Consider the following 13944-nt stretch of genomic DNA (forward strand, 5'->3'; position numbering starts at 1 on the left):
ACCGTGAGGTAGGGTCATGAATCGCTTCGTATCTGTTCTGGCACTGAGTGGGGCCGTTGTGGTCGCGGGTTGCGTTGCCCCGCCGCCCAAGCCCAATGATCCTTACTACGCCCCGGTGTTGCCGCGCACGCCGTTGCCGGCTGCCGCGAATAACGGCTCGATCTATCAGGCCGGTTTTGAACAGAACCTGTACAGCGACCGCAAGGCGTTCCGGGTCGGTGACATCATCACCATCACCCTGAACGAGCGCACTCAGGCCAGCAAGAACGCCAACTCGCAAATAGACAAAAACAGCAAGACCGACATCGGCCTGAGCTCGTTTTTCGGCGGTGGCCTGAGCACCAGTGACCCAGTGGGCAGCGGTAGCCTGAGCCTGGACGTCGGTTACGAAGGTGATCGCGCGACCAAGGGCGACAGCAAGTCCGGTCAGAGCAACAGCCTGACCGGCTCGATCACGGTGACCGTCGCCGACGTGCTGCCCAACGGCATTATCGCCGTGCGCGGCGAGAAGTGGCTGACCCTCAACACCGGCGATGAGCTGGTACGGATTGCAGGGCTTGTTCGCTCCGATGACATCGCCACTGACAACACCGTTTCGTCGACCCGTGTCGCCGATGCGCGCATCACCTACTCGGGCACTGGTGCTTTTGCCGATGCGAGTCAGCCAGGCTGGTTCGACCGTTTCTTCCTCAGCCCGCTGTTCCCTTTCTAGGTGGCTACGTTGAATCTTAAACACCTCATGGTGGCCGCCCTGATGCTGTCAGCGACCTTCAACGCTCAAGCCGAGCGGCTGAAGGACATCGCCAGTATTTCCGGCGTGCGCTCCAACCAATTGATCGGTTACGGCCTGGTGGTTGGGCTTAACGGTACCGGTGACCAGACGACCCAGACGCCGTTCACCCTGCAGACCTTCAACAACATGCTTTCGCAGTTCGGCATCAAGGTGCCGGCAGGGTCTGGCAACGTGCAGTTGAAGAACGTCGCGGCGGTGTCGATCAGTGCCGACTTGCCGGCGTTTGCCAAGCCGGGTCAACAGGTCGACATCACCGTATCGTCCATCGGTAACTCCAAGAGCCTGCGCGGTGGCACCTTGCTGCTGACCCCGCTCAAGGGTATCGACGGCAACGTCTATGCCGTCGCCCAGGGCAACCTGGTGGTCGGCGGTTTTGATGCTGAAGGTCGTGACGGTTCGAAGATCACCGTCAACGTTCCGTCGGCGGGTCGCATCCCTGGCGGGGCATCGGTCGAGCGTTCGGTGCCGAGCGGTTTCAACCAGGGCAACAGCCTGACCCTGAACCTCAACCGTTCCGACTTCACCACGGCCAAGCGCATCGTTGACAAGATCAACGACATGCTCGGCCCTGGCGTGGCCCAAGCCATCGACGGCGGTTCGATTCGCGTCAGCGCGCCGCTGGATCCGAACCAGCGGGTCGACTACCTGTCGATCCTCGAGAACCTCGAAGTCGATCCGGGTCAGGCGGTGGCGAAAGTCATCATCAATTCGCGCACCGGCACCATCGTGATCGGCCAGAACGTCAAGGTGTCCCCGGCCGCCGTGACCCACGGCAGCCTGACCGTGACCATCACCGAAGACCCGATCGTCAGCCAGCCCGGCGCTCTGTCCAATGGTCAGACAGCAGTCGTGCCGCGCTCGCGGGTCAATGCACAACAGGAAGCCAAGCCGATGTTCAAGTTCGGCCCGGGCACCACCCTCGACGAGATCGTGCGTGCGGTGAATCAGGTCGGCGCGGCACCGGGTGACTTGATGGCCATTCTCGAAGCTCTGAAGCAGGCCGGCGCATTGCAAGCCGATCTGATCGTGATCTGAGGACGGCGACCATGGATATGCGCAAGGGCGGTTTGGGTGTCAGCAGCAACGATTCGGGTTCCTATTCGGACCTGAACCGGCTGAACCAGCTCAAGGTCGGTGACAAGAACAGTGACGGGAACATGCGCAAAGTGGCGCAGGAGTTCGAGTCGCTGTTCCTCGGTGAAATGCTCAAGTCCATGCGCAAGGCTACCGACACCCTGGGTGAGGACAATCCACTCAACACCCCGGCGGCCAAGCAGTATCAGGAAATGTACGACCAGCAACTGGCCGTTTCCATGTCCCGCCAAGGCGGTGGTATTGGTCTGGCGGACGTGCTGATGCGTCAGATGTCGAAAAACAAACCGCTGGCGCCGGGCGAAGCAGCTGCCGCATCGGCGGCCAAGCAAGCGGCCGCGAAAGCCGCCGTAGAAACGCCAATTGCCGCCGGCACGGTCGCCGTCAACGGACCGTTGTCGCGCCTCAATGGCGAGCGTCCGTTGTGGGCGTCGCGCTCGGTCCGTGCACCGCAGGCAGCAGGCGAAGGCACGCATCGCGACGACATGGCGCTGATCAATCAGCGACGTCTGGCGTTGCCGCCGAAACTGGCTGACCGTCTGCTGGCAGGCCTGGTGCCTTCGGCCACGACTACGGCTGCGACGGTCAACAAGACGCCATTGCCGGAGCACACCACGCTTACCGGTTCAGGGCCGTTGTACAACGGTGATTGGCTGGCGAATGCTCAGGCAGCATCGAACGGCGGGCTGCAGATTCATGGTCGTGCCATGGCTCAAATCCCCCTGGCGCCAGCGAAGAAAGCCTTCAGCTCCGCCGATAAATTCGTCAACACCATGTTGCCGATGGCCAAGGAAGCCGCCGAGCGCATCGGGGTCGATCCGCGTTACCTCGTGGCTCAGGCGGCGCTGGAAACCGGTTGGGGTAAATCGGTCATGCGCGCACAGGATGGCAGCAGCAGCCACAACCTGTTCGGTATCAAGGCCAGCAGCAACTGGCAGGGCAATTCGGCGCGGGCGATCACCAGCGAATTCAGGAATGGCGCGATGGTCAAGGAGACGGCCGAGTTCCGTTCCTACGACTCTTACAAGGACAGCTTCCATGACCTTGTGACTTTGCTGCAAACCAACAATCGCTATCAAGATGTCGTGAAGTCGGCCGATAACCCAGAACAGTTTGTACGCGAGTTGCAGAGGGCCGGTTACGCAACCGACCCGGACTACGCGAGCAAGATTTCGCAGATAGCCAAGCAGATGACGAGTTACCAGAACTACGCTGCGGCGGGCGTTTCCACCACGCCTTTATAGGCACAAGGATTAAGGTCGAACCATGAGTTTGCTCAATATCGGGATGTCGGGTCTGGCCGCTGGCCAATCCTCGTTGATGACCACCGGCAACAACATTGCCAACGTCGACACCGCCGGGTACTCGCGCCAGCAAACAGTGCAGGGCACCAAGGCCTCGCAGCAGTTCGGCAACGTGTACATCGGCACCGGTACGACGCTGGCCGATGTGCGTCGGGTGTACAACAGCTACCTCGATGCACAGTTGCAGACCACCACTTCGCTCAACAGCGATTCGGCCGCCTACCTGAATCAGGTCACGCCGCTGGACAAATTGCTCTCCGATACGGGCACTGGCCTGAACGGCGCACTGACCAAGTTTTTTGCCTCGGTGCAGAACGTCAACGCCAAGCCGGGTGACGATGCTTCCCGCCAGTTGCTGCTCAGCGATGCCCAGGCCTTGAGCAACCGTTTCAACTCGGTCTCCACGCAGCTGAACCAGCAGAATGCCAACATCAACGGCAACCTGACGAACATGGCGGATCAGGTCAACAAGCTGGCCGCTACCGTGGCGCAGTTGAACCAGAAGATCTCCGAGGTTTCCAGCGCCGGCGGCATGCCGAACGACCTGCTCGACGCGCGTAACGAAATCGTGCGCCAACTGTCGACCTTTACCGGTGCGCAAGTGGTGGAGCGTGAAGGCAGCCTCGACATTTACCTGGGCAGCGGTCAGCCGCTGGTCATAGGCAACACGTCCAACAAGCTTGAGACGGTGCCAAGCAAAGAAGATCCGGGCCGCCTGGCGCTGCAGCTCAATCGCGGCTCGAGCACCATCGACATCACGTCGATCATGACCGGCGGTGAAATCGGCGGTCTGCTGCGTTATCGCAGCACCGTGCTGGACCCGGCCATGAACGAACTGGGGCGTGTGGCGCTGGTCGTCGCCGATCAGATGAACAGCCTTCAGGCCCAGGGCATCGACAAGAACGGTGCCTTCGGTTCGAACCTGTTCAACAACATCAATTCGGCCAAGCTGATCTCTGAACGCAGCGTCGCCGCCACCAGCAACGTGGGCGCCGGCAACTTTGATGTGAGCATCAAGGACACTGGCAAGCTGACCATCAACGATTACAAGGTCTCGTTCACCACGGCTACCGACTACACCGTTCAGCGCCTGCCGGACAACACGCCCATGGGCACCTTCAGCACGGCACCGCCGGCAACGGCACCGGTCTTCGACGGCATCGAGCTGAAGTTCAACGCGGCTTCTGCCACGGCGGGCGACACCTTCAAGATCACCCCGACCCGCGATGCTGCGGCGAACATCAAGACCGAGATGACCGACTCCAAGCGTCTGGCCATCGCGGCGCCCTTGGGCGCGGCTATTGCAGCGAGCGGCAGTGGTGGTGGCACCCTGACGATTCCGGCCAGCGGTCAACCGACCCTGACCACCAAGTTCGACATCTACGACGCGGCGACCACCACCGCGATGCAGAACGGCCTGAAAAACTCCACGCCGACCAAGGTGGTATTTGGTGCGGTGTCCGCCGCCGGCACCAGCCAGACCTACCAGTTTCTGGATGCCAAGGGTGGGGTGATCAGCAGCGGCACCATCAAACCAGGTGAGACCAACACCCTGAACCTGAGCATTCCGCTCACGGACGCAACGGGGGCACCGATCCCTCCTGCGCCCGCTACTCAGTACAGCGCGGCCTTCAGCATGACCATCGCCGGAGCCCCAAGCAACGGCGCGGGGATCAACGTCTCGCTCAGTCAGCCGGGCAGCCTGGACAACCGTAACGGCACCGCACTGGCCGGCTTGCAGACCGCGCAGACCGTGGACACCGGCTCGGCCAGCAAAGGTATTTCCCTGGCTGACGCTTACGGCAAACTGGTCGAAGGCGTGGGTTCCAAGGCGGCACAGGGCAAGCTCGACAGCGCGGCGACCGACGCCATCCTGGCGAATGCCAAGGGCGCGCGCGATTCGGTGTCGGGCGTTGACCTCGATGAGGAAACCGGCAACCTGGTCAAGTATCAGCAGTACTACACCGCCTCTTCGCAGATCATCAAGGCTGCGCAGGAAATCTTCAGCACATTGATCAACAGTCTTTAAGGAGTCGTAGCCCATGCGTATTTCCACCGGCCAGTTTTACGAGTCCACTGCGGCGAACTATCAGAAGAACTTCGCCAACGCTGTCAAGACCAGCGAAGAGGCGAGCAGTCTGGTTCGCGTCAACACCGCCGCCGATGATCCGGTGGGGGCTTCGCGTCTGCTGCAATTGGGTCAGCAGGCTTCGATGCTTGATCAGTACAGCGCCAATTCCAACACGATCAAGGCGACACTGGGGCAGACCGAGTCGGTCATGACCAGCATCACCAGCGTGTTGCAACGCGCCAAGGAGCTGGCAATCGGTGTCGGTAACACCGGTTACAGTGACGCTGACCGTCAGGCGAATGCGTCCGAGCTCGGCCAGATTGAAGATCAGCTGTTGAGCCTGATGAACACCAAGGATGAAAACGGCAAGTACATTTTCGCCGGATCCAAGGGCGATACCGCTCCGTTCTCGCGTAACAACGATGGCACCTACAGCTACAACGGCGATCAGACGACGCTTAATCTTGCCGTTGGCGACACCATGTCGATGGCCACTAACAGCACCGGTTGGGAAGTGTTCGAGCAGGCGATCAACACCAGTCGCAGTCAGGTCACCATGACGGCTCCGTCGCCGGATAACGGGAAGGTAACGCTTTCCAATGGCCAGGTTTCGTCGAACATCACCTACAACAGCACGTTCCGCAGCGGCGAGCCTTACAAGGTGGAGTTCGCCAGTGGTACCCAGCTGAAAATCACTGACTCGGCCGGTAACGACGTGACGGCTGAAGCCAGTCAGGGCGGAACGTTCGATCCAACCAGCAAGGCTGGCCAAGCCGTCAGTTTTCGCGGCGTCGAGCTGAGCCTGAACATCAATCTGAGCGCTACGGACAGTCCGGCGGCCACGCTGCCTAACGTTTTTACGCTGGAATCCAAGCCCGATACGTTCACCACGACCCGCAGTCCTGGCAACCCGAGCTCGGCACAAATAACGGGCAGCACCATTACCAACGCTACCGATTATCACGCCAGTTTTCCGAGCGGCTCGGCCATCGTCAAGTTCAAAGATGCCACTAACTTTGATCTGTATGCGGCGCCTCTGACCGCCGACAGCAAGCCTGTGTCCAGTGGCACAGTAGTGGCTGGCGTTGGTACCGCGTCCGGTGTGACCTTCACCGTGGCGAGCGGTCCCGCGCCGACGCCAGGTCCGAGTGCCGGCGATCAGTTCAACGTTGCCGTCGATTCTCATGAAACCCAGAGCATTCTGGATACCGTGAGCCAGTTGAAAGCTGCACTGAGCACGCCAACCAATGGCAATGCGATCGCGATGCAAAAGCTGCAAGCGGCAGTGGACTCGGGCATCGCCAACCTGGCGAGTGGCACTGATCAGGTATCCAGTGCCCTGAGTTCGGTGGGTGCGCGCGGTGCTGCCCTCGATACCCAAAGCGCAACCAATCAGGCTCTGTCGCTGGCCAACACCCAGACCCAGTCGTCGATTCGCGATTCCGATCCGGCCGAGGTGATGACGCGTCTGACCTTGCAGCAGACGATGTTGCAGGCTTCGCAACTGGCGTTCAGCAAAATCACTCAGCTGGGTCTGTTCAACAAAATCTAACGGGGCCTTGCGCGTCAGCGCACGGCCGTAAACCGCCGAATACCCATCGTCTTTTTTCAGCGGTTTGAGGCGCTCATCCGGCCGGGTGGGCGACTACCACTTGAGAGCTCCGTCGTGAATCCAGTTTTGCTTGTCAGCCTTGTCATCCCCGCCTTCAATCCGCGCTTTTTTGCCGGGACCCTGCATACCGCCGTTATCCAGCAATACGCCAACCTTGAAATCATCGTGTGCGACGACAGTCCTGGCGATGAAATCCGCCAGGTTGTCGAGTCGCTGACGGGCGATGCCGCGCAGCGAGTGCGTTACGTACGAAACCCTGGGACATTGGGTTTTGTCGGCAATCTGCTGGCGTGCCTGGACGAAGCCAAAGGCGAGTACATCAAATTTCTGTGTGATGACGATCAGTTGTCGCCGTCCTGTATCGAGCGTCAGGCGCAAGTGCTGGACAAACAGGCGGACATCAATCTGGTGCTGGCCCAGCGGACCTTATGGGATGCTGACGATCATCCGTTGCCGTCTCGTCTGGAGAACAGCACGCTGTCGCCTGTTTGCGGGATTTTCAAAGGCGATGACTTGCTGGCGATTTTCGAGAGCTTTCCGGTCAACTTCCTCGGTGGTTTCAGTGGCGCGCTGTTCCGCCGCACGGATCTACAGGAGCTAATGCCAGCGTTGACTCAGCCCGGCCATTGTTTTGTTGCGTCACTCGATCTGGCCTTGTACATCTGCCTGCTGCGTCGGGGCAACCTGGCGGTGCTCAACTATGTATTAAGTGTCGAGCGCCTGTATCCGGAGCGTTTGAGCCGTCAGCAGTCGATGAAAGATGCGGCGGACCGGGAAAAGCAATGGTTGGTGCAGATGCTCAAGGTTCGCGGTGGCGAAGGCGCACCGGCGGCCGGTTGGGTTCGTTACCTGCCCTTGAGCCGCAGCGACGAGGCGCCACGCGTCTGGGACGAACTGCCCCTGAGCCGGACGCTGGGGGCTCGCCAGGCCAACCAGGAATATCGTGTCGGTATCGCCAGCGAGAGTTTTTCTCAGGTTTACGCGCAATGGCTGGCGTGTCGCACGCTCAGCGAAACCCAGCGCAGTCTCCTGCCGGACACATTGGCTGGTTGGTCGCGGCAACCCAAAGTTCTGCCGATCATTATTGATGATCAGGCCAGTCGCACCAGTCTGGATCTCACCCTCGACAGCCTTGCCGGGCAACTCTATGCATCGGAGCTGATCCTGGTGTTGTCCAGCGCCTGCACCGTAGCGCAACTCGACGGTAAGGTATTCAACTTGCCGTTGCAGGGTGACGGCTTTGAGCAGATCAACGGCTTGCTGGCACAGCTCGACGGTGTTGACTGGTTTTATGTGCTGCGCGCCGGTGATCGTCTGGTCGAGCCGGCCGTGTTGCTGCTAGCCGAGAAGATCAACGCGTCGCCAGATGCGTTGTGTGTTTATGGCGATGAAGGCAGTTTGCGTGACGGTGAGTCGGTGGACCCGATCCTGAAGCCAGACTTCAACCTGGACCTGATGCGCAGTTATCCCTATGTCGGGCGGGCCCTGGCATTTCAGCGCGAGCAGTTCCTGGCGCTGGGTGGCTTCAATTCGAACTACGGCGAACTGGCGCCTCACGATGTGCTGTGGCGCATGGTCGAGAAGGACGGCATCAAGGTCGTCGAGCATATTGCCGAGGTGATGCTGGAGTCGACGCTCGGCCTGGCGCAATGGCTGGCGCTGCCGCAAGTCATTGAACTCAACCCGCAGGTACTGGAGGCGCATCTTCAACGATTGGGCGTTGCCCATGACATTCGCCAGGGCAGTTTTACCTTGCTTAATCGTGTCGATTACCTGCACGCGGGCCGGCCGCTGGTGTCGATCATCATTGTCTGCAAAGACCAGTTGGCTGCTGTGCAGCGTTGTGTCGAAACGCTCCTGGAGAAAACGGCGTACAGCGAGTACGAGTTGCTGTTGATCGACAATGGCAGTGAATCGCCGCCGATGCTTGAGTGGTTGAGCGCCATGGCACAGCTGAGTAGTGACCGATTGCGGGTGAAGGCGTTTTCGCCCCAAGGTAATGTTGCGGCAACGCGCAATTTCGCCGCGCAGCAGGCCCGTGGCGAGTATTTGCTGATGCTCGATCCGTATGCGGTGGTCACTCGTGAGGACTGGCTGGATGAGCTGCTCAATCATGCCCAGCGCCCGGAAGTCGGTGTCGTGGGGGCCAAGCTGTTCAATTCAGAGGGGCGGGTTCTGCATGCCGGACTGATTCTCGGGCTGCAAGGGCCGGCAACCTCACCGTTTTTCGGCGACCCCCTTAATGCGGCCGGTTACATGCACCGCTTGCAGGTGGTGCAGGACATGAGCGCTGTCGGTGCCGATTGCCTAATGGTGCGAAGATCGCTGTTCGAAAGCGTGGGTGGTTTTCAGGCACAGGACTTTGCCTTGACCCTTAATGAGGTGGATCTGTGTCTGCGGATTCGCCAAAACGGTTACCTGGTGGTCTGGACACCGTTTGCCCAGTTGGCCCTCGGCACACCGCCCGCAGCCATGGCGGACGAGGCCGAGATTGCGCTTCGCAGTCAAGAGCAGGACACGTTCTACCGCCGTTGGCTGCCCATTGTCGCTTGCGACCCTGCCTACAATCCCAACTTGATGGTCAATACGTGGGGCGGCTCCAGCTACAGTTTGGAGCCAGGCTTGTGCACAGGATGGACCCCGTTCTCCGTTCGCCAGTTGCCGAAGGTCATGGCGCTGCCGGTCAACTCCTCGGCGGTCGGGCACTATCGGGCGATCCAGCCGCTGATCGAGCTGGAGAAGGCCGGCCGGGCAACCGGACGGGTCTACTACGATTTGCCGTCAATTATCGAGATCGAGCGCGAGTCACCTGACGTCATCATTTTGCAGGGGCGTTACAGCGAAGGACCGATCAACGAGATCGCCGCGTTCAAGCCCTACACCAATGCCCGTCTGATTTTCGAGCTGGATGACTATGTCATCAAGGCGCCGAAGAAGAACGCGCACATTCGCAATATGCCGGACAACGTCGAGATGGAGCGTCTGGTCCGTCGCGGCATCGGCCTGTGCGATCGCGTGGTGGTTTCGACGCAGTCGCTGGCCGATGCGTTGTCGTCCATGCACCACGACATTCGGGTCGTGCCGAACATGCTCGCCACTCATCTATGGAGTGATCTGCGTAGCCAGCGCCGCACGTCGAAAAAACCACGGGTTGGCTGGGGTGGCGGCACCAGCCACTCCGGTGACCTGGCGATCATTGCCGACGTGGTTCGTGAACTGGCCAACGAGGTCGATTGGGTGTTCTTCGGCATGTGCCCCGAAGAGTTGAAACCTTACATGCATGAGTTCCACGGGGTGATCGACCTGAGTGTCTACCCGGCGAAACTGGCCAGTCTGAACCTGGACCTGGCACTGGCACCGCTGGAGTTTCATATCTTCAACGACTGCAAGAGCAACTTGCGTCTGCTGGAGTATGGCGCGTGCGGCTACCCGGTGGTCTGCACCGATACCGAGGCGTACCGCGGTTACCTGCCCTGCACGCGGGTGGTCAGCAACTCCACCGATGAGTGGCTGCAAGCCATCCGCATGCACCTGGCGGACCCGGATGCGAGCTACCGCATGGGCGATGAACTGCGCGAGGCGGTACTGCGCGATTTCATGCTGCGCGGCGATAACGTGCGGTACTGGGAAAATGGCTGGCTGGCTGATTGATACACCCCCTGTTGTAGTCGCTGCCCAACGGTAGCGGCTACACAGCGCCGCCGTTCGAGCTGGCGCGTTTCCTGCAAGTCCCCTGAAAATCGCCATAAATCTAGCATGTGCGAAGCAGCCAGAAGCCGATGGGTGCCGCCTCATGCGATTTATCCAGATGGCCGCAAAGCCTTGTCAGGCTTGGGCAGGCCCTGTGACGAACAAGAGGGGAAAAGATGAAGGCAGTTATTCTGGCGGGTGGTCTGGGTACGCGTATCAGCGAGGAGTCGCACCTCAAGCCCAAGCCAATGATCGAGATCGGTGGCAAGCCAATTCTCTGGCACATCATGAAGCAATATTCCGCTCACGGAATTCACGACTTCGTGATTTGCCTGGGCTACAAGGGCTATCTGCGTCGGCTTCGTTAAGCAACGACATCATTGTTGAGTTCATCGGGCGATACGCCGGTTGTGAGGAAAGATTATGCAAGGCAAGTACGTTTCTGAAAGCGGATTACCACTGAACGAGTTGTTGACGGTGGTAGTGATTACCCACAACCGGCCGGCATTTGCGCGCCGGGCAGTGAAGTTTTACAGCGCCTTGCCTTGCAGGATTCTGGTGCTGGATTCTTCGGCTCAGGTCACCGAAGGCATCGACGGCGCTTACCCTGGCATCGACTACCAGCATTTGCCGCAGTACGGCTATTGGGGCATTCGGGCCAAGCTCGATTACGGTGTGCAACAAGTCACCACGCCCTACATGGTGTTCGCCGCCGACGATGACTTCATTTTGCATGACGCCCTCGACGCTTCAGTCTCGTTCCTGGAAGTGAACCCGGACTACGGCATGTGCCATGGTTACTGCCTGATGTACCTGGCGCTGGCCGACAGCGTGAGCTACTACCGTCGGGACAAGAAGGTCTGTGAAGACTATTCGTCCGATCGCGCTCAGGATCGCGTGATTGACTTCATGCATCAGTACATTCCCCCGTTCTATGCCGTTCACCGTACCGCGATGTTGCGTGACTGGTACGCGCTCATGCCGCAAGACACCATCTTCGAATGGCAGGAAATCGGTCATGCGTACTACATGTTGGCGAGGGCCAAGGCGCGAATTCTGCCGATCCCTTATGTGGTGCGCGAGGTCAATTACCTGGAGTCGGACCACAACACCGATATCTACAGCACCCTGACCCTCACCGATGCAAAATCGGTGGCGGATCGTGAGGGGTACGCCCAATTATTGTCGACGCTGCCAAGCGCCCAGATGGGGCTCGATCCAGCGCAGGGCAAGCAGTTGGCACTGGACAGTTTCGAGGCTCTGGCTGACAGCCTGCGCAACCGTCGGGCGCTGACCTTCGAACCGATTTTCGAGTCGCGCTGGACTGATGTGCAGAAGGGGCCAAGCCGCCGCTTCGGGCTTTTGCAATACGTAGAAATGCCTTTCTACAATCAGCCGTTTTTCGATCTGTTGAGCCGATTCGAGATGATGCTGCACGGCATGCCGGCCGGCCGTGTTCAACTTCAGGGGCTCGAAGGTATTTGGGCGCATCAGGAAGACATGATGCGTCCTCGCAACAACGACACGACCGAAAGTGTTGTCGAGCGGCTCTGGCATGCGTATCACAGCAACCCGTTCAACCGTCGGGTGGTCAAGCGTCTGGCGCAGCAGTTGGCGCTGTCGGGCGAAGCCGACGAGGCGCGGGACATGTTCGCCTGGGCCGAGCGCCTGGACGCCGTATCGACGCAAGGCAATGACGAGGCGTTCGGAGCCATGCGCTCCGGTCGCCTGCTCAAGTGGCTGGCGGCGCGCGCCCCGGATGCTGATGAAGTCGCCGCGACTTCGCGTTTCCTGGCGGACCACAACGGCGGCCCACAATTTGGCATTTTGGTGCTGGACCTCGAAAACGACGCGGCCAAACTGCAAATCACCCTCGACAGTTTGCTGGAAGGTCACAACCACGCCTTCAAGATCGTGGTGTTCACCACCGGGGAGTTGTTGACGGCAACGACAGCGCACAACACGCTGCACTTTGTTCGTGTGACCCCGGTTAACTATGTCGATAAGCTCAATCAGATCGCGCGTCAATCGACGTGCGACTGGTTGTTGCTGACCGAGGCAGGCGACGAGTTCACCGCCGGCGGCCTGTTGCGCGCCGGACTGGAACTGCACGCCGCGCCTGAATGCCGAGCGGTGGCATCCGACGAGATTCACCGCGATGCCAGTGGCGCGCTGGTGGATGTGTTCCGTCCGGGCTTCAACCTCGATCTGCTGCAAAGCCTGCCCGCGCTGATGGCGCGGCACTGGCTGATTCGCAAGGATGTGTTGCTGGACGCGGGCGGTTACCAGGCCGACTTCAGCAAGGCGTTGGAGTTCGACCTTCTGCTGCGCATCATCGAACAGGGCGGTCTGGCCTGGCTGGCTCATCTGGACGAGCCGCTGCTGATCGCCCGTGCACCGGTGCTTGAGGAAAACGCCCACGAGCGTCAGGCGTTGATCCGTCACCTCGCGACCCGTGGCTACAAGGCCCAAGTCAGCTCGGACGAACCTGGCACTTACCGTATTGACTACCGTCACACTGAACGTCCGCTGGTGACGATCATCGTGGCGAGCCAGGACAACCTGGCGCAGCTTCAACGTTGCCTCACCGGCATCGTGCAACGTACCCGCTACACCCGTTACGAAGTACTCATTGCCGATAATGCGAGCCAGTCCCCCGACCTCCTGCAATGGCTGGACGGTCTCGGACAGCCAGGCGATCGGGTCCGTGTCCTGCGTGCGCAGGAGCGTCTCAGCGCGTCGGCCTTGTACAACGAAGCCAGTCAGCAGGCCCAGGGTGAATACCTGGTACTGCTGGCGTCGGACGGTGAAGTGGTCAACCCTAACTGGCTCGAATCCCTGCTCAACCAGGCCCAGCGCCAGGAAGTCGGCGTGGTCGGTGCCAAGTTGCAGGACCGCGACGGCAATGTGACCCAGGCCGGGCTGATTCTGGGCATGAACGACGGTGTGGGTTCGGCCTTTGTGGGTGAGCCGAAGGATGCCAAGGGCTACCTGAATCGTCTGGTGCTGGAACAAAACTATTCGGCCGTCTCGGCCGTGTGCCTGATGATCCACAAAGCGTTGTTCGACGAGGTTGGCGGTCTGGACGAAGGCGCCTTCACCGAGGCGTTCGGCGATGTCGATCTGTGCCTGAAGGTCGGTCAAGCGGGTTATCTGGTGGTGTGGACGCCGCAAGTTCAGGTCATTCACCCAGGCACCTTGCCCGATGTGCCGCAGGCCCTTCAGGCCTTGCGTGAAAAGTGGGCGGGGCCGTTCCAGCATGATCTGGCATACAACAAGAACCTTTCCTTGACCGGCAAGGGTTTCACCCTTGGCAGCGCGACCAGCGTGGATTGGGCGCGGTTGCTGGCTTAAATCTGGTGCACAGGTAGAAGGATTCGCG

General features: G+C 60.0%; 7 protein-coding genes and 1 pseudogene. All 8 read left to right on the plus strand.

The genetic code is table 11. The features are described from left to right. Nucleotides 1–16: 16 nt before the first annotated feature. The 8 genes and pseudogenes from flgH to ACA066_RS07770 all read left to right on the plus strand — a co-directional run bounded on the left by flgH (nt 17) and on the right by ACA066_RS07770 (nt 13916). On the plus strand, nt 17–712 hold the full coding sequence (gene flgH, locus ACA066_RS07735; RefSeq protein ID WP_497698744.1) for a flagellar basal body L-ring protein FlgH: 696 nt from the start codon (nt 17–19) through the stop codon (nt 710–712). A 27-nt stretch (nt 713–739) separates the two neighbouring features. Continuing rightward, a complete protein-coding gene (locus ACA066_RS07740; protein WP_497699824.1) occupies nt 740–1828 on the plus strand; it encodes a flagellar basal body P-ring protein FlgI in 1089 nt (362 codons plus the stop codon). An 11-nt stretch (nt 1829–1839) separates the two neighbouring features. Beyond that, nucleotides 1840–3129, plus strand: coding sequence for a flagellar assembly peptidoglycan hydrolase FlgJ (gene flgJ / locus ACA066_RS07745; protein WP_497698745.1), 1290 nt, complete (start codon nt 1840–1842; stop codon nt 3127–3129). Nucleotides 3130–3151: 22 nt separating this feature from the next. Further along, on the plus strand, nt 3152–5218 hold the full coding sequence (gene flgK / locus ACA066_RS07750; RefSeq protein ID WP_497698746.1) for a flagellar hook-associated protein FlgK: 2067 nt from the start codon (nt 3152–3154) through the stop codon (nt 5216–5218). Nucleotides 5219–5231: 13 nt separating this feature from the next. Next, nucleotides 5232–6812: a flagellar hook-associated protein 3 gene (locus ACA066_RS07755; RefSeq protein ID WP_497698747.1), complete on the plus strand. Its 1581-nt coding sequence runs from the start codon at nt 5232–5234 to the stop codon at nt 6810–6812. A 114-nt stretch (nt 6813–6926) separates the two neighbouring features. Continuing rightward, nucleotides 6927–10523 carry a glycosyltransferase gene (locus ACA066_RS07760; protein WP_497698748.1) on the plus strand — a complete coding sequence of 1199 codons (3597 nt, stop codon included), beginning with the start codon at nt 6927–6929 and terminating at the stop codon, nt 10521–10523. Between the two features lie 215 nt (nt 10524–10738). Next, nucleotides 10739–10912, plus strand: a pseudogene (locus tag ACA066_RS07765) (sugar phosphate nucleotidyltransferase); the annotation flags it as partial. Between the two features lie 73 nt (nt 10913–10985). Further along, a complete protein-coding gene (locus ACA066_RS07770; RefSeq protein WP_497698749.1) occupies nt 10986–13916 on the plus strand; it encodes a TIGR00180 family glycosyltransferase in 2931 nt (976 codons plus the stop codon). Nucleotides 13917–13944: the final 28 nt, after the last annotated feature.

This window comes from Pseudomonas sp. LBUM1651 (assembly GCF_059716135.1).